26 protein-coding genes and 1 other annotated feature are annotated in these 25,554 nt (G+C 53.3%); of the genes, 21 read left to right on the forward strand and 5 right to left on the reverse strand.

From position 1 onward, the window contains the following. Window positions 1-87 precede the first annotated feature (87 nt). Complete coding sequence (locus ACFSX3_RS18285; RefSeq protein ID WP_379313114.1) at window positions 88-996, forward strand: YitT family protein; 909 nt, start codon at window positions 88-90, stop codon at window positions 994-996. 175 nt (window positions 997-1,171) lie between these two features. On the opposite strand, the gene ligD is transcribed toward ACFSX3_RS18285, so the two are convergent. Continuing rightward, entirely contained in the window at window positions 1,172-2,068 is an 897-nt protein-coding gene (gene ligD, locus ACFSX3_RS18290) for a non-homologous end-joining DNA ligase (RefSeq protein ID WP_209993281.1), read from the reverse strand. A 397-nt stretch (window positions 2,069-2,465) separates the two neighbouring features. On the opposite strand from ligD, the gene ACFSX3_RS18295 reads away from it, so the two are divergent. The 3 genes from ACFSX3_RS18295 to ACFSX3_RS18305 are packed head-to-tail and all read left to right on the forward strand — an operon-like array spanning window position 2,466 to window position 5,066. Continuing rightward, complete coding sequence (locus ACFSX3_RS18295) at window positions 2,466-3,041, forward strand: RNA polymerase sigma factor (protein WP_379313132.1); 576 nt, start codon at window positions 2,466-2,468, stop codon at window positions 3,039-3,041. Next, the gene (locus tag ACFSX3_RS18300) at window positions 3,005-4,201 is read left to right on the forward strand and encodes a hypothetical protein (protein WP_209993283.1); all 1,197 of its coding nucleotides are present in this window, start codon (window positions 3,005-3,007) and stop codon (window positions 4,199-4,201) included. Before ACFSX3_RS18295 ends, ACFSX3_RS18300 begins: the two co-directional genes overlap by 37 nt. A 37-nt stretch (window positions 4,202-4,238) precedes the next feature. After that, window positions 4,239-5,066 (forward strand): hypothetical protein, encoded by an 828-nt coding sequence (locus ACFSX3_RS18305; protein ID WP_209993284.1) that lies wholly within the window; start codon window positions 4,239-4,241, stop codon window positions 5,064-5,066. A gap of 4 nt (window positions 5,067-5,070) precedes the next feature. On the opposite strand, the gene ACFSX3_RS18310 is transcribed toward ACFSX3_RS18305, so the two are convergent. Both ACFSX3_RS18310 and ku read right to left on the reverse strand, forming a co-directional pair. Beyond that, window positions 5,071-6,069: an ATP-dependent DNA ligase gene (locus ACFSX3_RS18310; protein WP_379257755.1), complete on the reverse strand. Its 999-nt coding sequence runs from the start codon at window positions 6,067-6,069 to the stop codon at window positions 5,071-5,073. Continuing rightward, a complete protein-coding gene (gene ku / locus ACFSX3_RS18315) occupies window positions 6,062-7,042 on the reverse strand; it encodes a non-homologous end joining protein Ku (RefSeq protein ID WP_209993285.1) in 981 nt (326 codons plus the stop codon). The genes ACFSX3_RS18310 and ku overlap by 8 nt, the downstream gene beginning before the upstream one ends. A gap of 141 nt (window positions 7,043-7,183) precedes the next feature. Between ku and ACFSX3_RS18320 the strand changes: the two genes are divergently transcribed. The 9 genes from ACFSX3_RS18320 to ACFSX3_RS18360 all read left to right on the forward strand — a co-directional run bounded on the left by ACFSX3_RS18320 (window position 7,184) and on the right by ACFSX3_RS18360 (window position 14,415). Beyond that, on the forward strand, window positions 7,184-7,363 hold the full coding sequence (locus ACFSX3_RS18320) for a hypothetical protein (RefSeq protein ID WP_209993286.1): 180 nt from the start codon (window positions 7,184-7,186) through the stop codon (window positions 7,361-7,363). 15 nt (window positions 7,364-7,378) lie between these two features. Further along, window positions 7,379-7,564: an H-type small acid-soluble spore protein gene (locus ACFSX3_RS18325; protein ID WP_209993287.1), complete on the forward strand. Its 186-nt coding sequence runs from the start codon at window positions 7,379-7,381 to the stop codon at window positions 7,562-7,564. Window positions 7,565-8,120: 556 nt separating this feature from the next. After that, window positions 8,121-9,095 carry a DMT family transporter gene (locus tag ACFSX3_RS18330; protein ID WP_209993374.1) on the forward strand — a complete coding sequence of 325 codons (975 nt, stop codon included), beginning with the start codon at window positions 8,121-8,123 and terminating at the stop codon, window positions 9,093-9,095. An 88-nt stretch (window positions 9,096-9,183) separates the two neighbouring features. Then, window positions 9,184-9,675 (forward strand): tRNA (adenosine(37)-N6)-threonylcarbamoyltransferase complex ATPase subunit type 1 TsaE, encoded by a 492-nt coding sequence (gene tsaE, locus ACFSX3_RS18335; RefSeq protein WP_209993288.1) that lies wholly within the window; start codon window positions 9,184-9,186, stop codon window positions 9,673-9,675. Further along, on the forward strand, window positions 9,672-10,469 hold the full coding sequence (gene tsaB / locus ACFSX3_RS18340; protein WP_209993289.1) for a tRNA (adenosine(37)-N6)-threonylcarbamoyltransferase complex dimerization subunit type 1 TsaB: 798 nt from the start codon (window positions 9,672-9,674) through the stop codon (window positions 10,467-10,469). Before tsaE ends, tsaB begins: the two co-directional genes overlap by 4 nt. Continuing rightward, window positions 10,466-10,990 carry a ribosomal protein S18-alanine N-acetyltransferase gene (gene rimI, locus ACFSX3_RS18345; protein ID WP_209993290.1) on the forward strand — a complete coding sequence of 175 codons (525 nt, stop codon included), beginning with the start codon at window positions 10,466-10,468 and terminating at the stop codon, window positions 10,988-10,990. Before tsaB ends, rimI begins: the two co-directional genes overlap by 4 nt. Continuing rightward, the gene (gene tsaD, locus ACFSX3_RS18350; RefSeq protein WP_209993291.1) at window positions 10,987-12,036 is read left to right on the forward strand and encodes a tRNA (adenosine(37)-N6)-threonylcarbamoyltransferase complex transferase subunit TsaD; all 1,050 of its coding nucleotides are present in this window, start codon (window positions 10,987-10,989) and stop codon (window positions 12,034-12,036) included. Before rimI ends, tsaD begins: the two co-directional genes overlap by 4 nt. Before the next feature lie 269 nt (window positions 12,037-12,305). Then, on the forward strand, window positions 12,306-12,434 hold the full coding sequence (locus tag ACFSX3_RS18355) for a hypothetical protein (protein ID WP_379257750.1): 129 nt from the start codon (window positions 12,306-12,308) through the stop codon (window positions 12,432-12,434). A 50-nt stretch (window positions 12,435-12,484) separates the two neighbouring features. Further along, window positions 12,485-12,777, forward strand: a binding site (T-box leader). Window positions 12,778-12,852: 75 nt separating this feature from the next. Then, window positions 12,853-14,415 (forward strand): 2-isopropylmalate synthase, encoded by a 1,563-nt coding sequence (locus tag ACFSX3_RS18360; protein ID WP_209993292.1) that lies wholly within the window; start codon window positions 12,853-12,855, stop codon window positions 14,413-14,415. A gap of 467 nt (window positions 14,416-14,882) precedes the next feature. On the opposite strand, the gene ACFSX3_RS18365 is transcribed toward ACFSX3_RS18360, so the two are convergent. Continuing rightward, window positions 14,883-16,838 carry an ABC-F family ATP-binding cassette domain-containing protein gene (locus ACFSX3_RS18365; protein ID WP_209993293.1) on the reverse strand — a complete coding sequence of 652 codons (1,956 nt, stop codon included), beginning with the start codon at window positions 16,836-16,838 and terminating at the stop codon, window positions 14,883-14,885. Between the two features lie 216 nt (window positions 16,839-17,054). Between ACFSX3_RS18365 and ACFSX3_RS18370 the strand changes: the two genes are divergently transcribed. The 7 genes from ACFSX3_RS18370 (at window position 17,055) to groL (ending at window position 22,303) form a co-directional block, all read left to right on the forward strand. Next, window positions 17,055-17,837, forward strand: a complete 783-nt coding sequence (locus ACFSX3_RS18370; RefSeq protein ID WP_379257747.1) for a 5-formyltetrahydrofolate cyclo-ligase — start codon at window positions 17,055-17,057, stop codon at window positions 17,835-17,837. Beyond that, window positions 17,746-18,183: a cyclic pyranopterin monophosphate synthase MoaC gene (gene moaC / locus ACFSX3_RS18375; protein WP_339222602.1), complete on the forward strand. Its 438-nt coding sequence runs from the start codon at window positions 17,746-17,748 to the stop codon at window positions 18,181-18,183. Before ACFSX3_RS18370 ends, moaC begins: the two co-directional genes overlap by 92 nt. 91 nt (window positions 18,184-18,274) lie before the next feature. Beyond that, entirely contained in the window at window positions 18,275-18,760 is a 486-nt protein-coding gene (locus ACFSX3_RS18380) for a MogA/MoaB family molybdenum cofactor biosynthesis protein (protein WP_209993295.1), read from the forward strand. Window positions 18,761-18,891: 131 nt separating this feature from the next. Further along, window positions 18,892-19,134 (forward strand): twin-arginine translocase TatA/TatE family subunit, encoded by a 243-nt coding sequence (locus tag ACFSX3_RS18385; protein WP_209993296.1) that lies wholly within the window; start codon window positions 18,892-18,894, stop codon window positions 19,132-19,134. 115 nt (window positions 19,135-19,249) lie between these two features. Next, the gene (gene tatC, locus ACFSX3_RS18390; protein ID WP_209993297.1) at window positions 19,250-20,014 is read left to right on the forward strand and encodes a twin-arginine translocase subunit TatC; all 765 of its coding nucleotides are present in this window, start codon (window positions 19,250-19,252) and stop codon (window positions 20,012-20,014) included. A gap of 304 nt (window positions 20,015-20,318) precedes the next feature. Next, the gene (gene groES, locus ACFSX3_RS18395; protein WP_036693725.1) at window positions 20,319-20,600 is read left to right on the forward strand and encodes a co-chaperone GroES; all 282 of its coding nucleotides are present in this window, start codon (window positions 20,319-20,321) and stop codon (window positions 20,598-20,600) included. A gap of 68 nt (window positions 20,601-20,668) precedes the next feature. Then, window positions 20,669-22,303 (forward strand): chaperonin GroEL, encoded by a 1,635-nt coding sequence (gene groL, locus ACFSX3_RS18400; RefSeq protein ID WP_209993298.1) that lies wholly within the window; start codon window positions 20,669-20,671, stop codon window positions 22,301-22,303. 143 nt (window positions 22,304-22,446) lie between these two features. Here the strand turns inward: groL and ACFSX3_RS18405 are convergent, their stop codons facing one another. Next, entirely contained in the window at window positions 22,447-23,424 is a 978-nt protein-coding gene (locus tag ACFSX3_RS18405) for a tRNA dihydrouridine synthase (protein WP_209993299.1), read from the reverse strand. Between the two features lie 422 nt (window positions 23,425-23,846). On the opposite strand from ACFSX3_RS18405, the gene ACFSX3_RS18410 reads away from it, so the two are divergent. Beyond that, window positions 23,847-25,517 carry a clostripain-related cysteine peptidase gene (locus tag ACFSX3_RS18410; RefSeq protein WP_379257744.1) on the forward strand — a complete coding sequence of 557 codons (1,671 nt, stop codon included), beginning with the start codon at window positions 23,847-23,849 and terminating at the stop codon, window positions 25,515-25,517. The last annotated feature ends 37 nt before the right edge of the window (window positions 25,518-25,554 follow it).

The following is a 25,554-nucleotide window of genomic DNA, read 5'->3' on the forward strand; positions in this document are numbered from 1 at the left end:
GGAAATATAAGAAGAACAGGGGAGAAAGCACGACTGTACGTTCGCTTTCGTAAGCTTCTTAGATATACTATTTATAGGGGGAGTTCTATGAATGTAAGCCAACATATCTTTACGAGTGAAGAACAGAAGAAGCCGCAGAAGTCTGGAGTGTTCAAGACGGCAAGACTGGCCCAGCGGATTGTGATGATTGTCATCGGAGCGGCCATGATGTCTGTTGCCCTTGAAATTTTTCTTGTTCCCAATAAGTTGATTGATGGCGGAATCACCGGTATTTCCATTATGTTGTCCCATATTTTTAATATACCGCTCGGTATTTTGTTAACCCTGCTTAACCTGCCGTTTCTGGTCATCGGTTATAAGCAGATTGGCAAGACGTTTGCCTTATCTACTCTATTCGCTGTAGTTCTGATGTCCATTGGAACCCAACTGCTCCATCCTGTGAATCCTATTACGGTTGAGCCGCTGCTGGCAGCAGTATTCGGAGGGGTAATCCTAGGAGTGGGGGTTGGACTCGTTGTCCGTTATGGCGGATCGCTTGACGGAACTGAGATTGTAGCCATTCTTGTGTCCAAGAAGCTTCCGTTCTCTGTAGGGGAAGTCGTCATGTTCTTCAACCTGTTTATTCTGTCCGGCGCTGGTTTTGTGTTCGGGTGGAACAATGCGATGTTTTCATTAATTGCTTATTACATTGCTTTTAAACTGATAGATATTACACTTGAAGGTCTGGATCAGTCGAAATCGGTATGGATTATCAGCGATAAATTCCGTGATATCGGCGAAGCTCTGACGGAGCGTCTGGGACGCGGAGTGACTTATCTTGATGGTGAAGGCGGATTCTCCGGCGATAACAAGAAAGTGATCTTTGTAGTTATTACCCGTCTGGAAGAAGCGAAGCTGAAGTCTATCGTAGAGGATTGGGATACCGAAGCATTCATCGCGATAGGCAATATCCATGATGTTAAGGGCGGCCGATTCAAGAAAAAAGCAATTCATTAGCATTAGCGTCACCGGTTCAGCCGGAACGCTTCGAAGGAAGGTATATTTACGAACGACAGAGTAACCCATACGGCGGTCCTGACTTGCTTCGCCGCATGCCCATATATAATAATACCTTCCGTCCTGATTAAGGACGCCAGGGTAAGCCCGCAGCCTGAGAATGGCATTTGCGGGCTTATTGCTGTCCTGAGGGAAGCTTGGCAATAATTGCTTCGACCGGCTGAGGAGGAACCTTGGCAATCAGATCTCCTAACCGGCTGAGCCGCTCTTCTATATTCAGCAGGTTAAAATCTGTAGGCTTGACGCCCCGTTCAACCTCCTCCCACAGGAGGGGAGTGGAGACAGTAGCCAGCGGCCGGGCGCGCGGGGTGTAAGGGGCAGCGAGTGTTTTGCCGCCGTAATGCTGGAGATAATCGAAGTATATTTTGTCCCCGCGATGCTTCTTCAGGCGCTCCAGGGTGAAGAGATCGGGCCGCTTCTCGGTAACATAACGGCCTACGAAATGCCCGATCCGGCGCAGATCATCGAAGGTGACCCCCGGCTTAACCGGAACAATGATCTGCACTCCGGTGGCTCCCGAGGTTTTGGGAACCGAGGCCAGCCCGAGCGATCTCAGCACCTCTCCTACCACAGCAGCAGCTTCCATAATCCGCGGTTCGACCTCAAGCGAAGGGTCCAGATCGATCATCCATTCGCAGGGCAGTGTACTGCCGGCATAATGGAGGGAGGGATGGAATTCGAGCGCGGCCAGATTGCCCAGCCAGAGCAGCTCCGGCAGGCCCTGCAGCACAATGTAGGTAATATCATCCTGCACCGCCGTGCTGACGAATTCCGGCAGCGGCTCCGGGGCGTTCTTCTGATAGAAGGACATCCCGGGGACGCCGTGGGGATAGCGGATCACCGTGAGCAGCCGGTCCTTGCAATAGCGCAGCAGGTAGGGCGAGAGGGCTGCAAGCTTTTGCAGATAGATCTGCTTAGTGATGCCCATCTCGGGCCAAAGCGGTTTGTCGGGATTGGTGATGCTGATTTGCTGCCCGTCTACGGTAATAGTTCCTTTAGTGGCCGCTGGCATGGGACACCCCTCCTTAGGCTTGTCTATGTCTGCCTATATAGATTGAACCAATGATTTTTATATTTAAGGGTTATCCGTGACTCCAGAGAAGTTTTGGACTTCCGGCCGCTGTTGTCTGCAGATTTCATGATTTTATACCGTTTTTAACGGTTGAAATCCGCAGACAAAGGCGGTCGCTACCGCTCCTCCAGTTCCAAAATTCCCCTCCGCCACTTTCCCCTTAACTTAAATTCCAAGTTCAATCTATTTAGTATTTGCCTTACTTTAGTTTTTCAGTCGGGATTCCGGCAAAGACAAGCCAGTGTACTTTTTTTACGCAAAATGTCCCTTTTGGCCCGAGCAGGCGCTTATAAGAGTGTTAGCTAGAAGAGAGGAGCGTTTTACGATTTTGGATGAAATGGAACACCTCGTTGTTAAGGTTCAAAACGGCGAAGTGGAGCAGTACGGGCGGATCGTTGAAGCTTTTCAGCAGCCGATGTACCGTTATTGCAGCCGTCTGCTAGGCAGCGGGGCAGAGGCGGAGGATGCCGTGCAGGAGATTCTGGTCAAAGCCTATCAAAATATCGGCAAGTATCGTCCGCTGGTCAGCTTCTCTTCATGGCTGTATAAAATCGCCTATCATCATTGCCTGGCGGTTATCCGCCAGCGCCAGCGGCAGAGCCGGGTGATGCTGCTGCTGCGGCCGCAGAAATATGCGGAAAGCCCGGAGCAGCAGATGGACCGATTCCTGTTCGATGAACCGCTCGCTGTAGCGCTATCCCGGCTGAAGCCGGAGGAGCGGAACCTGCTGGTGCTGCGGATTTTTGAAGAGCAGAGCTTTGCCGAAATCGCCGTCATTCTGGGCAAGAATCAGGATGCGGTCAAGAAAAGATACCGGCGTACGATCGTTAAGCTCACCGACCTGCTGCAATCGCAAAGAGAGGGGGAGGCATCACCATGGACGAGCAATTCACTGCTGAAGAAAAAAGGATAAGACGAATGGGCGCAGGTGAGGCAGCGGGCAGCATTGATGTTAAGTCATCCGTTATGGAGCGGGTACGGGTCATCCATGACCAGCGTCTTGCATCAGAGGGCGGCGGAACGCCAGCTTCACCGGGGCAAGCGGTGCCAGAAATGGTTAGGCAGGGGCCTGTGATAACCAGGCAGCAAATGCCTGCGAAGCGTCCTGTGGTACAGCGGGGCAGAAGGCTGGCCGCCGGACTCTGCGCAGTTGCGCTGCTGGGGCTGGCTGGGTTTAGCGTTCTCCGCCATGTGACGGACCAGGAAACTACGGGGACGCTGCACCCGGACTTTGCGGTCATCCGGCAGACGGAGGGGCAGCCTCTGGTCTTGAAGGATAACGGCGGCAGAATTGTGGCACAGGTGAAGAATGCAGAATTGAAGGTCTACACGCCGGCCTACATTGGCTCTAGCTCTGCCCGAGAACGTTTCTTTAAGCTAAGGGAGCAATATGAACAACAGGCGCAAGCGGATTTACAGCCGGGAGAGACAGCAGCTTATTATGTCAATGACAGTGAATTGATTGCATTGATGAACGGGCTGGGTTATGGGAAACCGCTATTTTTCACTAGCAGAACGGTTACGTATACCAACTACGCGAAGCTGTCAGCCGCCCGGGAGCAAACGGGCAAGTGGAGCTTTGCACTGCCGCCTGAGCGAATAGGCGGGTTACAGTTTGCCGAGGGCCGGCTGTTCGCCAAAACCCCCTCTGCGTTTGAGCCGGAGTATAGGCTGGCACTGGAGGCATTGAAGGCCAAAACGGAAGCTGCTCCGGACGGGAATCCGCTGGCTGCAACTTTATGGCCCTTGGAGAATATCGCAAGCGCCGAGGTGATCTATCAGGATGGCAGCCAGCAGCTGAAGCTTCAGTTATTCTGGAATAACGCAGCAACAACCGGTCCTTCGCAAATTCACGTATCCCCCGGCCAAACCGCTGAACTATGGACCTACGAGGATAAGGAGCTGCTGTTCATTCCGGGGGCAGGCGCTGGAGAAGAGAACGGAAGTTCAGTAAGCATACTGTATTGGTATGATAACGCCTACGGAGGGCTTGCTTTGATTACGGACCCGCCGGATAAGCGGTTGACCCGGGAGCAATGGGAGAGCATTGCCGCCGGTATGGTGCAGCGGTGAGGGAACAACAAATGAACTGGAAGGAAGGGATCGAATTATGATTCAGCATAAGAAAGCGGCTGTTGCCGCAATATGCCTGTCCATGCTGCTGAGCGCAGTAGCGGGGTCGGTGGGAGCAGCGGGAAGGCTGCCTGATAAATTGAAAAATAAAAGCAACGGCATTCTGTGGGAAGAAACCGAAAATCCGGGTAAGCCCGCTGGGCTATCCCCAATCGATGCATTGCTGGCCAAGGCGAACGAGCTTCCCTTGAACGCAGGGGAAATCCGGGCCGTGTATGTGAATGATGCCAAAATCAATACGCTGGATAGTCTGGATATCAGTTACGTACCTCTTAGTTATACGTCTGTAAGCAAAGCGGCGCAGAAATTATCGTCGATGGGCGGAGGTGTATTAATGGCCCCGGCTTCGCTGCCGAAAAATTATGTGCTGAAGGAGGCAGTCATCAGCCCTGACATTCCTTTTTCGTATGAGGAAGAATATGTGCAGCTCAGGGAGAAACTCAAGCAACAATCCACAGCAGCCGGTAAAAAGGTCGTCTCCAAAATGCTCCCATGGAGCGGTCATGTCACTACGTTGACGTATACCCGCAAGGGAGAGGTGCTGAGCCTGCGTGCCGAGCCTGCAAGCAAGCTTCCGGCTGGAGTTACACTGGCCTTATTGCCGGGGGACAAGGATGAGCAGGTGCAGGTTAACGGGCAGGAGATGATGTTCACCTCGTTCGGGCCGCATCATGACAAGCTGAAATCTCAATTGCAGTGGAGCAGCACGGACGGCAGCAGGGAGTACACATTAACGGATACCCGGAACACTGTGCAGAGTAAGGCTGAACTGCTGAAAATTGCCGGAAGTCTTACTCCGCAATAGGCAGCTAGAACCCCCTCTGGCTTAAAGAACAAGAATGGGCGGGCAGATCGACCTGAGCCTGAATCACAGGCTGGCGGAAGGTGCCGGAGGGATTCCATTCCAGAAAATGCAGCTTAAACACCAGCTCAGGCTTAATCCAAACGGAGCCTGAGCTTCGCTGCGGAAGTGCGGCAAACGGCATATGCTCTGTGACAAGCCCCGGAATCCGTTCGGTCAGCGTCCGCCAGTCCTGGACAGTCATTCTGCCCGCCCCGGCATGTCCGATATAATGCAGCCCGCCTGTATCATCATACAGGCCGAAGAGCAGCGCATTCACGATGCCGTCCCGGAAGGTGACACCACCGGCGACTGCGGTGACATCGGAGATAATCTTGAGCTTCTGCCAACGCTTGTCTTTGCCGCCGGGCGCATAGGTGCTGTCCAGATCCTTGCAGACGATCCCTTCCAGACTGCCTTGCCGCGCAGCGGTGAGCAACTGGGCGGGGTCCGGGTAGCTCGGCACCTGCTGCACATGGGAATGGGGCAGCAGCATCTCCTTCAGCAGCTCCTGCCGCCGGTAAAGCGGTTCGTCCAGCAGCCAGATGCCGTCACAGTACAGCATATCAAATACCATATACAGCACCGGAACCTGCGGCTGCACTGCCCGGATCGCAGCCTCGTTCTTCAGGCTGTCCCGCCGCATGACCTCATGGAAGGAGGGCTTGCCGCCGCTGAGCGCAATGATCTCGCCATCCAGAATGAAGGAGCCGGCCCGGCAATAGCTCTCTGGTCCGGCCAGCTCAGGATACTGGAGCGTGCGCCGGTTGCCCCGGCGGTTAATCAGTTCGGCATGGCTCCCGTCGTAATAGGAGATCATCCGCACGCCGTCCCATTTGATCTGGGCGATCCACTGGTCCCCGCTTGGAAGCACTGATGCTAACACAGGCTCAAACGGAGTGACGGGCTGAAGCTGAAGGGAGCTGTCCAGCTTGGCGGCGGGTGCAGACGTCCGGCCGCTAGGCACCGGTGCCCTTGCTCTTCGCGCTTCTGCGCTTCGGCTTCGGGGCAATCACCGGAATCGGTCCGGTGGCTTCATCTACAACCGGAGCGGCGGGTGTATCGGTTGTAGTCGTGGCGGCAGTGGCCTTGGCCGGACGTTTCTTCGCTCCTGCAGCAGTCTTCGGCTTAGCCCCGCTTCCCCCCTTGGCGGGTCCGGGATCGGAAGGAATATGCTGCACTGCCTCGATACTGGCCTGTAGGGCGGCCATTAGATCGATAACATTATTCTCCTGGCGGGCGGGAGCAATATGGAACTCTTCGCCTGCAATCTTATGCGTGATCAGATCAAGCATCCGCTGGCGGTAATCATCGGTGTATTTGGCAGGCTCGAACGGGGTGGACAGCTGTGAAATCAGCAGCTTGGCCATGTCCAGCTCTTTGTCGTTCACACTGCCCGGCTCCGGCAGGCCCGGGACCTGTGATACCGGACGGACCTCGTCCGGGTAATAGATCGTCTCAATCGCCAGGCAATCGGCCAGGACGCGGATGGCGGCCAGACTGCTTTTGGAGCGGATGGAGATCTTGGCAATACCGATCTTCCCGGTCTGACGCATCGCCTCCATCAGCAGACGGTAGGCATTGGCACCTGCCTGATCGGGCGATAAATAATAGGTCTTCTGGAAATAAATCGGGTCGATCTCCGTCAAATCCACGAAATCCAGTATGGTGATGCTCTTGCTGCTCTCTTCGCTTAGCTGATCCAGCTCCTCCTTGTCGAACAGGACAAACTTGCCCTTCTCATATTCGTACCCCTTGCCGATCTCCTCCCAGGCGACTTCCTTGTCGCAGACAGGACATTTACGTACATAAGACAGCGGACTGCCGCATTCTTTGTGGATGTAGCGCAGCGAGATGTCTTTATCCTCCGTGGCGGAGAACATCTTGACCGGAACATGCACAAGCCCGAAGCTGATGGCTCCTTTCCAAACGGTATGCATAAGAATCGCCTCCTGATGGGATGTGGTATGGCTTAGTATGGGGCGGCAGAGCTTTTTCTAGCCGGATGCATTATTTGAGAGTCATGGGAAAAAATAATGCTGCTCAGCTTGCACAAGCACATAGCGAGAAGAGGAGGCATTATGGACAAGGAGCACTATCACTGGAGCGATGCGTTATCCGAGCAGGATATTCCGGCAGAGGCAGTCAATTGGGACAATATTATTGCCGACCCGGAGGATGCCGGACTGGATGAGGACGCAAGCCTGCTGGATGCCGATGCAACGATAGGGGAGCTTCCGGCGGAAGATGACGAGGAATAAGGAGGCAGGAAGAGAATGGATATAACACGTGCGAAGGATATTTACGCTTCCAAGGACAAGATCGCGGTGCATCTCGACGGTGAGCCGGTCTGGATTGAGCATGTCGATTCCGATAACGGCATGGCAACGGTTCAGGTAGGCTCCCGGCCGACGAATACGCAGACTGTTGGTGTTGAGCGGTTGGAGGAGCAGGGGAAGTAGCGGGTTAGCACAATAAGTTCGGTAGGTTTCCAGGTAAAATACTCATTGGAGCAGGGGGTTCTCTTGGCGGTGTGACCATCGCGGGGAGTACCCTGCTTTTTTTGTGGCCTGACAGCCAACACCCGTGATGCTCAGGGCCGGGCGTAGAGCGCGAATGAGGTGTAAAAGTGCACCTGAATTTGTGGAAAGTGGGCGTAGAGCGCGAATAAGGTGTACAAGTGCACTTGAATTCGTGGAAAGTGGGCGTAGAGCGCGAATAAGGTGTATAAGTGCACCTGAATTTGTGAAAGTGAGCGTGGAGCGGCTTATGGGTACATGAAGCGAGGTGGGTGCGGTGTGTTGTGGACTGTAGTGCTCTTAATGGTAGAAATTTCGTTATGTGTAATCAGGCGGACTCAGAGGTACTTAAGTAACCTATTCGCGTAAATTTCTTAAGCAACCTTCCCATGGCTACAACTGGCAACGGTCCATAATTATAGCTGACACAGATATTGACGCCGGGAGTGGTGACCCCCTATATTTGGAAGAAGAATTTTGACGAAAAGAGATGATGGAAGTGCGTCCGATATTGCTGGGTGTGTGCTCGGCGCTGTTTTTTGCGGTGACGTTTGTGCTGAACCGGAGGATGGAGCTTGCGGGAGGAAGCTGGGCCTGGAGCGCCTCGCTGCGGTACTTGTTCACGCTGCCGCTGCTGCTGGCGATTGTGGCCGGAAGAGGGAGGCTGAAGCCGTTGCTGGCTGCGATGAGAGAGCGTCCGGGGGCTTGGCTGCTGTGGGGCACTGTCGGGTTCGGCCTGTTCTACGCGCCCATCTGCTTCGCTGCTGCGTATGCACCGGGCTGGCTGAGCGCGGGAACGTGGCAGATCACAATTATCTCCGGTTCGCTGCTCGCTCCGTTCTTCGGAGAATGGGTCAGCGGACCGGGAGGACAAGTATACATAAGAGGTAAAATCCCGCTGCGCGGGCTGCTCCTCTCCCTGATTATTCTCGCCGGAGTAGCGCTGCTGCAAGTAGAGCAGGCGCGGCAGCTCGCTCCTTCCCAGGTCCTGCTGGGCATTGTCCCGGTACTTATCGCTTCCTTCGCTTATCCGCTCGGCAACCGCAAGATGATGGAGCTGTGCGGCGGCCAGCTGGATGTATTCCAGCGGATTCTCGGCATGACGCTTGCCAGCCTGCCTTTCTGGCTGGCTATTGCCCTGTACGGCATGGCAGATACAGGGCTGCCCTCCTCCTCTCAGGTAGGACAATCGGTCATCGTTGCACTCAGTTCGGGAATTGTGGCGACGGTGCTATTTTTCCGGGCAACCGATCTGGTCCAAGGCAGCATGAGCAGTCTGGCAGCTGTGGAAGCGACCCAGTCACTGGAGGTACTGTTCGCTCTGCTGGGGGAGATGCTCCTGCTGGCTTCGCCGCTGCCTTCCTTCCTCTCATGGGCGGGGATTGCGATCATTATTGGCGGAATGGTGCTGCATAGCCTGTTCTCCCGGCATCCGGGGAAGCCTGCGGCGGCTCAAACGGTCTCAAGGGACTGACAGAGGCTGTTGCGGTGCAAGTAGCATACCGATATAATTAAGGATATTGTTAACCGTTAGGGACTTCAAAAAGGTGGTAGTTGCAGCTTTGGACAATAATAAACAAACGGTGTTTACGTACCGTTCATTCAGCCTTCAGGATACGGAGGCACTTGCCGCCGCCATTGCTGCCGTGTCATCGGAAGGGATGGTCATCGGCCTTGACGGAGATTTAGGTGCAGGCAAAACGGCGTTCTCGCAGTGCTATGCGCGCCATTTAGGGGTGGAGGGCATTGTGAATAGTCCTACTTTTACCATTATCAAAGAGTATGAAGGACGTCTGCCGCTGTATCATATGGATGTATACCGGATATCGCTGCAGGAAGCGGACGAGCTGGGGCTGGAAGAGTATTTCTATGGCGATGGTGTGAGTCTGGTGGAGTGGAGCCGGATTATTAAGGACCTGATGCCGCCGCGGCATCTCCATATAGAGCTGAAGACCGCCGGCCCGGATGAACGGGAGATAACGGTGACCGGAATCGGAGAGTCTTACGGCGAAGTGTGCCGGATGCTGATCCAGAAGTGGGGTAAAGAAACATGACGAACTCGAATAATGAGCCGCGCAAGCGGTTTTTGGCGCTGGATACATCAACGGCAGTTCTGGGAGTGGCCGTTACTAACGGCGGGGAGCTGCTGCATGAGATCAATGCTTCCGGGGAGCGGAACCATTCGGTTCATCTGCTGCCTATTATTGAGCAGGCGCTCCAGGCGTCTGCCACTACGGCCGATACCATCGGCGGAATCTCGGTCGGGATCGGTCCGGGCTCCTATACCGGAACACGGATCGCTGTGACCGCAGCCAAGACGCTGGCCTGGGCCTGGAACGTTCCGGTTACCGGCGTATCCAGCCTCCATGCGCTGGCCTGGGGCGGATATCATGCGGCTTCTGCATCTGGTTCGGCAGGAACAGACTGGATCATTCCCCTTATCGATGCCCGGCGGGGACAAGCGTACACCGCTGTATTCGCGGCGGACGGGGACAAGCCGCCCCGGCGGCTGGCGCCGGATGCCATCCGGCTGATGGCCGACTGGGTGCAAGAGCTGGCGGTACGCCTGAAGGAAGCCGCAGCTGAGGGCAATCTGCCGGACACCCTGTGGTTCGTAGGCGAGACGGCGCTGCACGGAAGTACGGATACGCTGGCTCCGCTGATGGAAGCCGCCAACGTCCAGGCACTGCCTTATGAGCTGGAAGGACGCTGGACCGGATTCCTGGCGGAGTCGGGTCTCTACGAAGAGAGTGGAGATTTGCATACGCTGATTCCCAATTATACGCAGCTGTCGGAGGCGGAGGCGAATCTGCGCCGCAGCAGCGAAGGGAGCCTGAATACACGATGATCGAACCGGAACGTAGACCAGCTCAGGGGACTGAGCTTGTTTTTCGCCTGATGCGGCTGGAGGATGTGCCTGCGATTCTTGTGATTGAACGGGAGGCCTTCACCATGCCTTGGACAGAGGAAGCCTTCCGCAACGAGCTGACCCACAATCATTTTGCTAAATATATGGTAATGGAGCTGGCAGGGCATATTATCGGCTACGCGGGAATGTGGGCGATTGTCGATGAGGCGCATGTGACTAATATTGCACTGCTGGAGGCATACCGGGGGCGTAAATGGGGTGAGCGGCTGCTGGACGAGCTGATGAAGACGGCGGCTTATCTCGGTATGAAGTCGATCACGCTTGAAGTACGGGTCTCCAATGAGGTGGCCCAGAATTTATACCGCAAAAAAGGCTTCAAGCCTGCCGGTACCCGCAAGGGCTATTATTCGGACAACCGCGAGGATGCGCTCATCATGTGGGCCGATCTGCCGGAGTACGGGGTGCAAGCTGTAACGGAAGGAAGCGTGGACTTGAAATGAAGACAGACACGGGCGCAAGGGAGCCTGTATTGATTCTGGCGATTGAAACCAGCTGTGACGAGACCTCTGTAGCTGTAGTGAAGGATGGGTGCGAGGTGTTGTCCAATATCATTTCCAGCCAGATTGAGACCCACCGGGCATTCGGGGGTGTGGTGCCTGAAGTGGCCTCCCGCAAGCATGTCGAGGTGATTACGCTGGTCATTGAAGAAGCTTTAAGCACGGCAGGCGTACGTCCGCAGGAGCTGACGGCTGTGGCGGTAACGCAGGGTCCGGGGCTGGTGGGGGCGCTGCTGGTGGGAGTCGTGGCTGCCAAAAGCCTGGCGCTGGCCTGGGGCAAGCCGCTCATCGGCACGCATCATATTGCCGGTCATATCTATGCCAACCGGCTGGTCAAGGAATTGAAGTATCCGGGCATGACGCTGGTCGTGTCTGGGGGGCATACGGAGCTGGTGCATATGGAGCGGGAAGGCAGGTTCCGGATCATCGGGCGCACCCGTGACGATGCGGTCGGCGAAGCGTACGACAAAGTAGCGCGTGCCCTGGGCTTTCCTTATCCGGGAGGGCCGCATGTGGACAAGCTGGCGCATGAAGCGGAAGCAGCCTTCGCTCTGCCGCGTGTGTGGCTGGAGCCGGGTTCGTATGACTTCAGCTTCAGTGGCCTGAAGTCTGCGGTGCTGAATGCGGTGAATCAGAGCAAGATGAAGGGGCTTGTGCCGGATGTTGCGGGCATTGCTCGCGGCTTCCAGGAATCCGTAGTTGAAGTGCTGGTCGAGAAGGCGATCCGTGCCGTCCGTGAATACCACGCGGAGCAGCTTCTGCTCTGCGGAGGGGTAGCGGCGAACAAGGGGCTGCGTGAAGCCCTGACCCGGCGCTGCGGGGCAGAAGGGATTGAGCTGATTATCCCTCCTCCCGTGTATTGTACGGATAATGCGGCGATGATTGGTGCCGCAGCTTACGTGAAATGGAGACATGAAGGCGGGATTCCGCTGGATATGGTAGCCGATCCCGGCTATTCGCTGGAGAAGTGGTCGGTATCTGCCTATTGACTTTTGCAGAAGCCGCCGGGTATAATCAGTTCAATTCAATCATCTTATATTTGAACAAACACAATGATCGGAAGCAGTAAGGTCACTCCGGGATAAGAGAGCTGCGGGCAGGTGCGACGCAGTCGATGGAGACCTGAACTCGTCCGGGAGCGGAGCGGTGGAAGCAAGGGGCTCTTTGAACAGGGGCATTGGCCGGTACAGCATGTAATCCGGCGACCTTAGGTACATCGTTACGGTTAACCTCCGTGAGAGGGTGGTCAGTCAGGGCTTTGGCGGAGTGGGAACATTCCGGGAACCTTGCAGACATGGAGTGGGTATCGCAGAACAGCTGGAAGGTTAGCGGGTTCGGATATCAACAAGAGTGGTACCGCGACAGTGAACAGCCTGTCGTCTCTTGAATGAGACGGCGGGCTTTTTTGTGCACAAATAAGAAGGAAATAAATAGGAATGACACGCAAGGATCGGGAGTAGTAGACGGCTAAGGTGAACAGAGAGCTGCGGGGAGGTGCGACGCAGACACCAGAGGCTGGCGAATCTCGCCCGTGAGCGGAGCAGCGGAAAGAGCTACAGGTACGCTGCTACGGATGTCCCCGTTACCGGACTATTCAGATCCCCCGAATTTCCTCTTACCTAGGATAGGGAGATCTGATGCTAAGCTGGACGCAGCCGGGACTTCTATACATCAGGAGCCTATGCGTCAAAAAGAGTGGTACCGCGGAGGGCTGACCCCCCGTCTCTTTATAAGAGACGGGGGGTCTTTGTGCTTTTTAGGAGGCAGCCCTTCATTATATAAACCTAATTTGAGGAGGAATTAAGATGATCATTCCGGTAAAGAAACGAATTCAGATTTTTGACACGACGCTGCGCGATGGGGAGCAGGCCCCGGGGGCCAGTCTTACCCCTGAGCAAAAGATTATTCTGGCCGCCAAGCTGGCGGACCTGGGAGTGGATGTCATGGAGCCGGGGTTCCCTGTATCCAGCCCGGGGGATTTCGCCGCGGTGGAGACGATCTCCCGCAACATTCAGGGCGTGGAGATCTGCGGCTTCGCACGTGCGGTCAAGGGGGATATCGATGCTGCTGTACGGGCCACCCGGGATGCTGCGCGGCGGCGGATTCATCTGTTCATTTCCTCCTCCGACATCCACCTGCGCCATCAGCTGCGCATGAGCCGTCCTGAGGTTGTAGCGGTTGCCAGAGAGATGACGGCTTATGCCCGCCAGTTCTGCGACGTGGTAGAGTTCACTGCAATGGACGCTGCGCGGACGGGTATCGACGATCTGATCGAGATGGTCGAGGCGGTGATTGAAGAGGGCGCTTCGATTATCAATCTGCCGGACACGGTAGGTTATGCGCTGCCGCAGGAATATGGAGAGATGTTCCGGCGTGTGCGGCTTGGGGCCCGGGGCGGCGACAAGGTCATCTACAGCGCCCACTGCCACAACGATCTGGGCCTCGCCGTAGCGAACAGCCTGGCGGCCATTGAAGGCGGCGCCACGCAGATTGAGGTCACGGTCAACGGTGTGGGCGAGCGCACCGGCAACTGTGCGCTGGAGGAGCTGGTAATGGCGCTGGAGACACGCGGAGACTCTATCGGCGCCGAGACTGGAATCGTGCTGGATAAGCTGTATGACACCTCGCGGATGATCAGCGGGGCGATGCATTTCCCGATTGCCTTCAACAAGCCGGTGGTCGGGCGCAATGCCTTCCAGCATGAATCCGGCATCCATCAGGACGGTCTGCTGAAGGACCGCAGCACCTACGAGATTATGGACCCGGAACGGCTGGGCATCCCGCGCAGCATGATTATCCTCGGCAAGCATTCCGGCAGGCATGCGCTGAAGGACCGCGCCGCGAAGTACGGTATTGCCCTGGATTCGGCGGAGCTGGACGCGCTCTACGAATCCTTCAAGGAGACGGCCGACCGCCAGAAGGCCGTCAGCGATGATGAGCTACTGCGGATGGTCAGCAGCACCACAGGACAGCAGGCGCAGGTCTATGCGCTCGGCGAGGTCCAGGTCCTGGCCGGCAGCGCACCGCGCCGCGTGGCTGCAGTGACAGTGCGCCATCTGCAAAGCGGCGCAGAGACGACCCAGACCAGCACCGGAGACGGTCCGCTGGAAGCAATCATTGCCGCTATAGGGCAAGGGATTGCCGAGGATATCCGCTTCGACGGGCTGGAGCTGCATTCCCTCGGCAGCGGCGGGAATGCCCAGGCCGAGGCCGCCGTCATGGTGGAGTGGAAGGACACCAAGTTCCGGGGCACGGCCATCCATCACGATATTGTGATGGCCGCAGGCATTGCTTACATCGCCGCTTGTAATGCGGCGCTGCTGTCGGAATCGGAGGTGCCCACTCCCGGCTCAGCGGTGAACAGCTAGAGCGGGGTAGCCCAAAGCATCAGCAGCAACAGGAGCAGCTATAGCGCCTTTGCTTTAACGCATCTTGCCAATGCCGTTTTTTACGGACTTGGGAGATGCGTTTTTTTGCGGGCTTTATCCAGCAAGATTTTTGCCCCATGCGGCATTTGTCAACCTGTGGACAACGTTATCCACATATTCCGCACGATTTGTGTAAAAACCGTGTAAAATCAGCAATAACGCCTTTTTTGCGAGCACCATAAACAGGAGGTTATGCTATGAAACAGAATTGTGAGAATTGTGGATAATGTGGATAATTCGGTGGATAAAAAGTCCTTGACAAGCAAAGTAGCCATTTTACGCATGAAAAAAGCCCCAAAGGGCTATTTTCAGACGATAGTTATGCACGGAAACTGTGGATGGGGCTGTGGATAACTACATTTGAACAAATTGGAAACTGTTAAAATTTTTTTTGAAGCGTCTTTACATTATTCCTCAGCCAGTTTCTCCCATTCGCTAAATAAATCTCCCAGCTCGCGTTTTTTGTCCTTCAGCTCACTTTCATGCTCCTGCAGTGCCATATAATCCTGATACACCTCAGGTTTAGTCATCTCATGCTCAATCCCCGAGATGGCTTCCTCCAGCTTCGCGATATTCTCCTCCAGTTCAGAGATGCGGCGCAGGCGGTTACGTTCCTCGCGTTTGGCCTGCTTGTCCGCCTCATAGGAGAGGGAGCCGCCTTTCTCTGCGGATGTAACTTCGCTGTCGGCACTGCGGGAGGACTTGGCGGCGGCAAGCTCGGCTTCCTCTTCGGCAATTGCTTTGAGCTCAAGCTTTTTCTCAATATAGTCGTCATAATTGCCCAAATACTGATCAATTCCGTCCGGGTGCAGCTCAAGTACCCGTTCAGCCATCTTGTTGAGGAAATAACGGTCATGGGAAATGAACAGCAATGTGCCTTCAAAATCGATCAGGGCCGATTCGAGCACCTCGCGGCTAATGAGATCCAGATGGTTGGTAGGCTCATCGAGAATCAGCATATTGGCTCCGCGCAGCATCAGCTTGGACAGGGCCACCCGGGCCTTCTCGCCGCCGCTCAGCGCAGCTACCTTCTTAAGTACATCCTCGCCGCTGAACAGGAAGTTGCCGAGAATCGTGCGGATTCTGGCCTCCTCCAGCATCGGATATTCGCTCCACAGCTCCTCCAGCACAGTATTGCGCGGATTCAGCCGGGTCTGCTCCTGGTCATAGTAGGCGATCTTCACCTTGGTTCCCCAGTTCACGGTTCCGCGGGAAGGCTCGCGGGTGCCGGTCATACATTGTAGCAGTGTGGACTTCCCGATCCCGTTCGGCCCGATCAGCGCCGCTGTCTCGCCGCGCCGCAGCTCGAAGGAGGCATTGCGGAAGAGCGGTGCAGCCTCAGGACTGAAGGAGACTGCGACCTCACGGACCTGTAGTACCTCCTTACCGGACATGAAGTCAGGCTCGAAGGAGAAGCTGGCCTTCTTCAGGTCGCCCAGCGGCTTGTCGATGCGCTCCATCTTGTCGAGCGCCTTGCGGCGGCTCTGTGCCCGCTTGGTGGTGGAGGCCCGGACAATGTTGCGCTGCACGAAATCCTCCATCCGCGAAATTTCGTCCTGCTGCTTCTCATACTGCTTCATACGAATCTCGTATTCCGCAGCCTTCAGCTCCATATAACGGCTGTAGTTGCCTGTGTATCTGCGCGATTGATGGCGCTCAATCTCCACGATGGTCGTTACCAGGCGGTCGAGGAAATACCGGTCATGGGAGACGACCAGGATGCCTCCGGCGTAGCCGCGCAGATAATCCTCCAGCCAGGTGAGCGTCTCGATATCCAGATGGTTGGTCGGCTCATCGAGCATAAGCAGATCAGGTGCTTGAAGCAGGATGCGGGCCAGTGCCAGTCGTGTCTTCTGGCCTCCGCTTAACGTTGAGATCGGAGTATCCGGTGCGAACTCCCCGAAGCCCATCCCGTGCAGCACACTGCGGATGCGTGTATTGATCTCATAGCCGCCGTGATCCTTGAACCAGTCGGAGCGTCTGGCATAACGCTCCAGCAGATCCTCATAACGCTTCGGATCTTCGGCAAGCGCCGGATCGGCAATGTCCGTCTCCAGCTGCCGCAGCTCGGCTTCCGCTTCCAGCAGAGGCGCAAATACGGCGAGCATCTCTTCCTGTATAGTGTTATCCGATTGTAGGCCGCTGTTCTGGGCTAAGTACCCTATCGTAGTTTCCTTGGACTTATGAATTTGCCCGCTGTCATAAGACATCTCACCCGCGAGAATCTGCAGAAAGGTCGATTTGCCTGCTCCGTTGACGCCAACCAGCCCGACTCTCTCCCTCTCGTTCACCATGAGGCTGATGCCGTCCAGCACGCTTTGTATACCGTATGATTTCGTAATTCCTGTCGCTTGAAGAAGCATTCTGATGAAACCTCCGCCCTTGCAAATTGGCCTTGGCGGCTTGCGCCCCGGCGATTGTCTAATCTTATTCTCCAGTTTACATGAAAAAGCTTAGCCGTGCGAGGTCCATTCTTCTAACAAGGGGAATGAATCAACCTTGGCGAACCGGTGAGAAGAGTGGTAAACTGAGCTTACAAACTATGATAAGCTAGGAATAAGTGAAGGAGGAGGCTGCCTATGCAGGACAGCAGCATGCGGCTAGCCGGGCGGAAGCGCGAGCTTCGCGCCGGGAATACCGCGCTCCGCGATGCCTTGCTCATGGAGCAGCGGGAGCTGTTATCCGCCCGGGTAAGCGCTCATGCCTGGAGCTGGTTCTCACAGGAAGGAGCAGCTTCCCTGCTTGCTTATGCGCCATTCCGCTCCGAGCTGGACTGCCGTCCGCTGCTTGCGGCGGCGTGGGCGGAAGGGCATGAGGTGCTGCTTCCCCGCGTCAACCGGGAGAGCGGGGACTTAAGCCTTCACCAGGTAAGCTCCTGGGATGAGCTTGTCCCTGGAACCTACGGGATCATGGAGCCGCCAGCCGGGAGTGCTGCACTTGCCGGCCCCATCGCGCAAGCAGGACGGGGAAGCGGCTGGCCGGAGGTCATCTTCGTGCCCGGACTGGCCTTTGACCGGCGGGGCGGCCGCCTCGGCTACGGACGCGGTTATTATGACCGCTTGCGCACTGCCCTGGAGGCCGGAGTCTCCGGCACGGCTGCCAAGCCTATGTGGATTGGTCTGGCCTACGGCCTCCAGCTGGTACCCGAAGTACCGCTTGAAGAGCATGATGCCCTGATGGATCTGCTGATTACGGAGAACGGCATCTGGGATTGCCGGAAGGAGAGGCTACATGGAATTAACTCATTTCAACGAGCAGGGCAGAGCCCGCATGGTGGATGTGAGCGACAAGGAAGTTACGAAGCGGACAGCAGCAGCCAGAAGCCAGGTGCATATGGCCCCGGAGACGCTGAGCGCCATTAAGGCGGGAACGATCCGCAAGGGCGATGTGCTAGCGGTAGCTCAGGTTGCAGGAATCATGGCGGCGAAGCAGACCGCAAGCTGGATTCCCATGTGCCACCCGCTACCGCTTACCGGAGTGGATATCCGCTTCATGGATAACAACAAAGATGAACTATATATAGAAGCAACCGTCAGCACTACCGGCAAGACCGGGGTGGAGATGGAGGCGCTGACTGCCGTATCGGCAGCTGCGCTGACCGTATATGATATGTGCAAGGCGCTGCAGAAGGACATGATTATCGGACCTACGATGCTGGTGTCCAAGAGCGGCGGCAAGAATGGGGATTACGCGCTGGAGGCAGAGTAGAGCAGCAGCAGGGAATGATACAGCCGAAGGCGCAGCGGCAGCTGCTTCAGCAGCCGGACATACATAGTACATAGAGAGGGAGGGACAACCTATGGCGTGGAAAACAGCAATCCTGACGGCCAGCGATAAAGGGGCCAGGGGCGAACGGGAAGACACGAGCGCCCAGGTGATTCGGGAGCTGGTGGAGGAGGAGCTGGGCGGCGAGATCATTGAATACCGGATCGTGCCTGATGAGCAGGATGAGATTATTGCTGCATTGATTGAGCTTACGGATTATTTCAAGGCGGATCTGGTGCTGACAACCGGCGGAACCGATCTGGCCATCCGCGATGTGACGCCGGAGGCGACGCGGCGGGTCATTGAACGCGAAGTGCCTGGACTCTCCGAGGCGATGCGCAGTACGGTGATGCAGAAGAACCGCGCAGCTATGCTGTTCCGGGGAATCTGCGGTATCCGCGGAAGAACCCTGATTGTCAATCTGCCCGGTACCCCGAAGGGGGTACATGAGAATCTGGCGGCGATTATGGACCAGCTGCCGGAAGCTCTGTTAATGGTTACGGGACAATACCGCCAGTAATCGGACTCTGCTCTCTTCACTTTTGTCTAAATCGTTCAGGATAGACGATGGATGTGTGATATAAGTTATGGTATTATTATTTTATCGTTAACTATTGTCATGAACGGACAGAAGGATGGGAGGAAACCGGTATGTTAGGTGGTATTGGCACACCCGGAATTATCTTGTTGGTTATCTTGGCGCTGCTGCTCTTTGGTCCCAATAAGCTTCCTGAGCTGGGGCGGGCAGTCGGGCGTACCTTCCGTGAATTCAAGGACGGCGCGCGGGAGATTGTGAACGAGCCGGAACCGGCCAAGCGGAGCGAGACACCTGCTCCTGTGGCTGCGCAGACGGTAGCAACAGAACTTCCGCAGGACCGCCGTCTGCCGGAATAATTTTAAGGTTCCCACGCAGGGGCGTCTTTCCCAGGTCTGCTTATAGACCGGGGCGGCGCTCCTTTTTTCTCTAATGTATATAACCATATTCATATCAATCCGGGTGGTGTCAGTCATGTCTCTGGAAGCGGAAGAAATGTCCCTCGTCGATCATCTGACGGAGCTGCGCAGACGTCTTATCTACGTGCTGATCGTGTTCGTGGCCGGACTTGTGCTCGGCTTATTCGTCGCCAAACCAATCTATTTGTATCTTATAAGCGCCGATGTTGCGCAAGGCTTCATTCTGCATGCGTTCTCCTTCTGGGACGGAATCGGGATGTATATGAAGATCGCTATGGCAGTCTCGCTGGTCTTCTCTGTGCCGTTTATCGTCTTCCAGCTATGGGCGTTCATCAGCCCCGGCCTGCGGCCTGTGGAGCGGAGCGCTGCCCTGCGTTATGTGCCATATGTGTTTGTGTTGTTTATTGCCGGCATTGCTTTTGCCTATTACATAGTGTTCCCTATGGCCTTATCCTTCACGATCTCGATTACGCGGAATATGGGGCTTGAGGAGACCTACGGCATCGCCGAATACTTCGAGTTTCTGTTCAGCCTGGTAATTCCGCTGGCCCTGCTCTTCGAGCTGCCGCTGATTGTCATGTTCCTGACCAAGCTCAGGGTGCTTAACCCGCTGCGTCTGCGCAAGATGCGCCGTTATGCCTATTTCGCGCTTGTGTTCATTGCTGTGGTTATTACGCCGCCTGATTTCATCTCGGACTTTCTGGTGACGATTCCGCTGCTGGTGCTGTATGAATTCAGCGTATTTCTGTCCGCATTCGTCTACCGCAGGCAATTGGCTGAGGATGCTAAGCGGGAGGCGCGGTATGTGAAGGCAGATTAGAGGGATGGGGGCATAATATGCCCCTTGTTGGATAGAATGGAGTAAAGTGTGTGTCGGACAAGCGCTGAAACCATAATTTTGGCAAAAACAAATACGATTTTACGTAAAAGGACTTGAAATCCGTCTTCAAGTTGAGTATCATAAAAATTGTTGTTAGCACTACAGAGGGTTGAGTGCTAACGCTGCTGAAAAACCGGGATTGGCCGGAGCAGCATTCCGTAACGGATGCTGATGGCGCAGATCCCCGCAGCTCAATCTATGTTTTCAAGGCAAATCACATAATTTCAAAGGAGGCTATTTTTTCATGATTAAACCACTAGGTGAACGCGTATTGGTAGAACCAAGCGAGCAACAGGAAACCACTTCTTTCGGGATCGTGCTTCCAGACTCTTCCAAAGAGAAGCCGCAAGAAGGTACTATTATCGCTGTAGGCAGCGGAACTTTGAAAGACGGAGTCCGTGTAGCGCTGGAAGTAAAAGAAGGCGACCGTGTGCTTTTCTCGAAATATGCCGGAACTGAAATCAAATACGAAGGCAAAGAATATCTGATTATGAAAGAAAGCGACATTCACGCTATTCTTGACTAGTCTTAAGCGTCTCTCATAAGTCGGATTCAGAATACATTCACAAATTATATTAGGAGGTTAACTATACAATGGCAAAAGAAATTAAGTTCAGTGAAGATGCTCGCCGTGCAATGCTGCGCGGGGTTGACGCTTTGGCAAATGCAGTAAAAGTTACACTGGGTCCTAAAGGCCGCAACGTGGTACTGGAGAAGAAATTCGGCAGCCCGCTGATCACGAATGACGGTGTAACCATCGCCAAAGAAATCGAACTGGAAGATGCTTTTGAGAACATGGGCGCACAGCTCGTTAAAGAAGTAGCTACCAAGACTAACGATGTAGCCGGTGACGGTACTACAACTGCAACGGTTCTGGCTCAGGCTATGATCCGCGAAGGTCTGAAGAACGTAACTGCAGGCGCTAACCCGATGGTTATGCGTAAAGGGATCGACAAAGCAGTGAAGGCTGCTGTTGCTGAACTGCAGAATATCGCTAAGCCGATTCTGGATTCCCAAGCTATCGCTCAAGTAGCTGCAATCTCCGCTGCTGACGAAGAAGTGGGCCAACTGATTGCTGAAGCTATGGAAAAAGTGGGCAAGGACGGCGTTATCACCGTTGAAGAATCCCGCGGATTCCTGACTGAGCTTGAAGTGGTTGAAGGTATGCAGTTCGACCGTGGTTACATTTCCCCGTACATGATTACGGATACGGACAAAATGGAAGCCGTTCTGGAGAACCCGTACATCCTGATCACAGACAAGAAGATCAGCAGCACTCAAGAAATTCTTCCCCTCTTGGAGAAGATCGTTCAACAGGCGCGTCCGCTGGTAATCATCGCTGAAGACATCGAAGGCGAAGCTCAGGCGATGCTGATCGTGAACAAGCTGCGCGGAACATTCAATGCTGTAGCGGTTAAGGCTCCTGGCTTCGGCGACCGCCGTGAAGCTATGCTGCAGGATATCGCTGCTCTGACAGGCGGCCAAGTGATCACTGAGAAGCTTGGACTTGATCTGAAAAGCACTTCCATTGAGCAACTGGGTAACGCCCGTCAAGTGCGCGTAACCAAAGAAAACACTACAATTGTAGACGGAAGCGGCGACAAGGCGGACATCAATGCACGCGTTAGCCAAATCCGTTCCCAGCTGGAAGAAACGACTTCCGAGTTCGACAAAGAAAAACTGCAGGAGCGTCTGGCGAAATTGGCTGGCGGCGTAGCCGTTGTCAAAGTCGGTGCTGCTACTGAAACTGAACTCAAAGAGCGTAAGCTCCGCATCGAAGATGCCCTGAACGCAACCCGCGCTGCGGTTGAAGAAGGTATCGTATCCGGTGGGGGTACGGCTCTTGTGAACGTATATGCTGCTGTAGCTGCTGTTGTAGCTGAAGGCGACGAAAGAACTGGCGTTAACCTCGTGCTGCGCGCACTGGAAGAGCCTGTTCGTACCATCGCTGCTAACGCAGGCCAAGAAGGTTCCGTTATCGTGGACCGCCTGAAAAAAGAAGCTATCGGCATCGGCTACAACGCTGCTACCGATGAGTGGGTAAACATGTTCGAAGCAGGGATCGTTGACCCTGCCAAGGTAACCCGTTATGCGCTGCAAAACGCAGCTTCCGTAGCGGCTATGTTCCTGACTACCGAAGCGGTTATCGCTGACAAGCCAGAACCAGCCGGTGCTGGTGGCGGAATGCCAGATATGGGCGGCATGGGCGGTATGGGTGGCATGATGTAATAAGGGTGACAAACCCTTATGCATCAAGGGTTTCCTGAGAAGGAAACACCGTTTGACCACATGATGCAAAAATAAGAGGCTTCCTATGAGTTCATTGAACTTGTGGGAAGTCTCTTTTTCATAGCTCAAATCTTTAATATTCTTCAATCTAATTCTTCATCTAAAAGAGGTTTTACTAAACGACGCACTTCGTCTGTTGACGTTGTATCCATTAATTGCTCTCTTAGTTCGTCTGCGCCTCTAAATCCACGAACATAGATTTTGAAATAGCGAAGAAGTGGTCTAAATGAACGTGGCAGGGTTTCTGTTGAATATTTATCGTGAAGCTCCAACTGTAAAAGAAGTAAATTGAGAAAATCCTTAGCGCTATGTTCTTTAGGTTCTTTTTCAAAAGCAAATGGATTAGTGAAAATGCCACGGCCAATCATGACACCATCAACGCCGTATTGTTCTACTAATTGTAATCCTGTTGCGCGGTCCGGAATATCTCCATTAATAGTTAACAACGTATTTGGAGCGATTTCATCGCGTAATTTTTTTATCTCAGGAATTAGTTCCCAGTGTGCAGCTACTTTGCTCTTCTCTTTTTTTGTACGAAGGTGAATGGAAAGATTCGCAATATCTTGTTTCAATATATGTCCTAACCAATCGCGCCACTCGTCAATTTTAGAGTAACCCAATCTTGTTTTAACACTGACCGGCAATCCACCTGCTTTTGCTGCTTGAATAATTTCTGCTGCAACTTCAGGATGCTTTATTAATCCAGCCCCTTTTCCACTGGCTGCGGCGTTTTGTACTGGGCATCCCATGTTTATATCGATACCACGAAAACCAAGTTTTGTCATATCAATACTCATCTGTTCAAAAAGTGCAGGTTTATTGCCCCAAATATGAGCGACAATCGGTTGCTCATCATCTGTGAACATTAATCGCCCACCTACATTTTCTTTTCCAACAGGGTGACAATAATTTTCTGTACTTGTGAATTCCGTGAAAAATACGTCAGGTTTTGCAGCTTCACTAATGACGTGACGAAATACAATATCTGTGACGTCTTCCATTGGTGCTAATATAAAAAACGGTTTTGGTAAATCCAGCCAAAAATTTGGTTCGTTACTCATATTATCTTCTCCTGTTGCAACATAGCAAAGTCTTTTACCCATCATACATAGTATCATTATTTTTGTTGAATTTGTATGAATAGTTGTGGTTTGACGTGAGAGTGATATAGATTCCAATCCTGCAACCTGTCGACCTGTTCCCGGCGGCAAGATGTAATTTTGCCCACATGATTTAAAAAAAGCTACTCACAAGTTCGATTTGAACTTTGTGAGTAGCTTTTTTTATGCCATGGAAATAAAATAGGTATCCGTAAAAGTCTGATCTCCTGGAGATCAGGCTCTTTTTGCTGTTTGCCAGCAGTGAGCGGCAAGCGCGAACTTAAAGATTTCTTTAACTTTCACACAGGGGTTAATCCGCCATGTAGAATTGTAGCTTGATAGGGTTAATCAGCTAATTTAGGAGCAAAGAAGGGGAATTCCAATTGAAAGGCCGGAACTTGATGACAAAAACCCGAGGTTTTATCATTTTTTTAATCTTTCTTCTTGCAACAACTCCATCAGCAGCAGCGGCACAAAGCTCCAGCTATGCAGAAGCGCTTAATCACTTAGGATTGTTCAGTGGAACGGAGAATGGATATGAACTGTCGCGGGTGCCTACCAGAGCAGAATCCCTTGTAATGATGCTGCGTTTGTGGGGGAAGGAAGAAGAGGCCCTGAAAAGCACCTACAAAAATCCTTTTAATGATACGGGGTGGGAAAGCCGCTACGTGTCGTATGCCTATGCCAAGGGTGTAGTTAACGGAATTAATGAATATCGTTTTGGCGGTAACCGGCCTATCTCGCTTAACCAATATTGTTCAATGGTATTAAGGGTGTTGGGATATTCAGAAACAAAGGGCGACTTTACCTATGAAACCGCGGTTTCTTTCGCCTCAATAGTTCTAGGAATAGATCTTACAAAAGAACGTGGATTCAATCGGGGAACGCTTGCAAAAATAAGCAGTTATGTTCTAAACACAAGACCCAAAAATCAAATTGCAACACTTGGTCAAACCCTTAGTGCAACGGATGTTTTCACCACGCAAGCTTTAAACGAGGCAAGGTCACTTTTGGAGCAGGATAAAAATATTAATGGAGCGACGATTTTAATATATGCAGTGGGTTCTGACCTTGAATCACAGCAAGGACGGCTAACCGATGACTTGGAAGAAATTTTGCGAGGTCAGCCAAACCAAAATACGAAAATCCTGATGCAAACAGGCGGAACGCTCAAATATCACAACAAATATATGGCCGATGGAGCGTCCGAACGCTTTGAAGTTAGCCATGGACAACTTAAAAAGCACGAAAGCCACATCCAAACCGCCGCATCAGACCCTAGGACACTGAGGGATTTTCTTGTATGGGGCAAAACCGTTGCACCCAGTGAGCGTTATATCCTGATTCTATGGGATCATGGGTATGGTACAATGGGCGGATTTGGTGCAGACGAGCTAAATGAACGAACAACGATGAAGGTTTCGGAGCTTTCCAAAGCAATCGGTTCATCAGATATGTATTTCGACTTAATCGTCTTTGATGCATGTCTTATGGGCACCGTTGAAACTGCCTATGCGCTTAGAGATCAGGGCAAATATCTCATAGCTTCTGAAGATTCAACCCCCGCAGCAGGCTTGTACTATACCACATGGATAGGTGCGATAGAGCGAAACCCACAGATTAGCACTGAAAGAGTAGGGCGTTTAATTTTAGATTCCTTTACCCTTCATTCGGGGATTGAAGCTAAGATGCAAACAACCATGTCAATGATGAAGCTTTCTCAGGCGGAATCCTTGGTTAAGGCCATAGAACATGCAGAGTTTGATCTCTCACTAACAGACCTTGCAAACCGCTCAGAGCTATTAGGCAAAAACGAAGGGATATTTGATCAATATGATCTTATAGAGCTCATGGGCCAATCATCAGAAGTCACTGCTGCAGCCCAAGCACTTGCCTTCGAAGTAAGAAATTCAGCAGGCTATAACCATCGCAACGGTGTGGCTTTATATTTCCCTAACAGAAAAATCGCACAAACAAATGAAATGAAAGAAGAACTACAAGCCATTGGCCTTAGCTCAAAGTATATAGAAACTATTTTCAACGGTAAGCTGTAAAGGCTGATCGTTATCCAGAATGTGGTCTTATAACAAG

Origin of the sequence: Paenibacillus rhizoplanae (assembly GCF_042684125.1) — a bacterium.
GTDB classification, from domain to species: domain Bacteria; phylum Bacillota; class Bacilli; order Paenibacillales; family Paenibacillaceae; genus Paenibacillus_AQ; species Paenibacillus_AQ rhizoplanae.

Bases quoted from the DNA above. Each gene is read 5' to 3' on its own strand.
- groES (WP_036693725.1), top strand. From the start codon at position 20,319: ATGATTAAACCACTAGGTGAACGCGTATTGGTAGAACCAAGCGAGCAA.
- ACFSX3_RS18285 (WP_379313114.1), top strand. From the start codon at position 88: ATGAATGTAAGCCAACATATCTTTACGAGTGAAGAACAGAAGAAGCCG.
- ACFSX3_RS18365 (WP_209993293.1), bottom strand. From the start codon at position 16,838: ATGCTTCTTCAAGCGACAGGAATTACGAAATCATACGGTATACAAAGC.
- ACFSX3_RS18320 (WP_209993286.1), top strand. From the start codon at position 7,184: ATGGACAAGGAGCACTATCACTGGAGCGATGCGTTATCCGAGCAGGAT.
- ACFSX3_RS18300 (WP_209993283.1), top strand. From the start codon at position 3,005: ATGGACGAGCAATTCACTGCTGAAGAAAAAAGGATAAGACGAATGGGC.
- ACFSX3_RS18370 (WP_379257747.1), top strand. From the start codon at position 17,055: ATGCAGGACAGCAGCATGCGGCTAGCCGGGCGGAAGCGCGAGCTTCGC.
- ACFSX3_RS18295 (WP_379313132.1), top strand. From the start codon at position 2,466: ATGGAACACCTCGTTGTTAAGGTTCAAAACGGCGAAGTGGAGCAGTAC.
- ACFSX3_RS18305 (WP_209993284.1), top strand. From the start codon at position 4,239: ATGATTCAGCATAAGAAAGCGGCTGTTGCCGCAATATGCCTGTCCATG.
- groL (WP_209993298.1), top strand. From the start codon at position 20,669: ATGGCAAAAGAAATTAAGTTCAGTGAAGATGCTCGCCGTGCAATGCTG.
- ku (WP_209993285.1), bottom strand. From the start codon at position 7,042: ATGCATACCGTTTGGAAAGGAGCCATCAGCTTCGGGCTTGTGCATGTT.
- ACFSX3_RS18405 (WP_209993299.1), bottom strand. From the start codon at position 23,424: ATGAGTAACGAACCAAATTTTTGGCTGGATTTACCAAAACCGTTTTTT.
- ACFSX3_RS18360 (WP_209993292.1), top strand. From the start codon at position 12,853: ATGATCATTCCGGTAAAGAAACGAATTCAGATTTTTGACACGACGCTG.
- tsaD (WP_209993291.1), top strand. From the start codon at position 10,987: ATGAAGACAGACACGGGCGCAAGGGAGCCTGTATTGATTCTGGCGATT.
- ligD (WP_209993281.1), bottom strand. From the start codon at position 2,068: ATGCCAGCGGCCACTAAAGGAACTATTACCGTAGACGGGCAGCAAATC.
- ACFSX3_RS18380 (WP_209993295.1), top strand. From the start codon at position 18,275: ATGGCGTGGAAAACAGCAATCCTGACGGCCAGCGATAAAGGGGCCAGG.
- tatC (WP_209993297.1), top strand. From the start codon at position 19,250: ATGTCTCTGGAAGCGGAAGAAATGTCCCTCGTCGATCATCTGACGGAG.
- ACFSX3_RS18325 (WP_209993287.1), top strand. From the start codon at position 7,379: ATGGATATAACACGTGCGAAGGATATTTACGCTTCCAAGGACAAGATC.
- moaC (WP_339222602.1), top strand. From the start codon at position 17,746: ATGGTGGATGTGAGCGACAAGGAAGTTACGAAGCGGACAGCAGCAGCC.
- tsaB (WP_209993289.1), top strand. From the start codon at position 9,672: ATGACGAACTCGAATAATGAGCCGCGCAAGCGGTTTTTGGCGCTGGAT.
- ACFSX3_RS18385 (WP_209993296.1), top strand. From the start codon at position 18,892: ATGTTAGGTGGTATTGGCACACCCGGAATTATCTTGTTGGTTATCTTG.
- rimI (WP_209993290.1), top strand. From the start codon at position 10,466: ATGATCGAACCGGAACGTAGACCAGCTCAGGGGACTGAGCTTGTTTTT.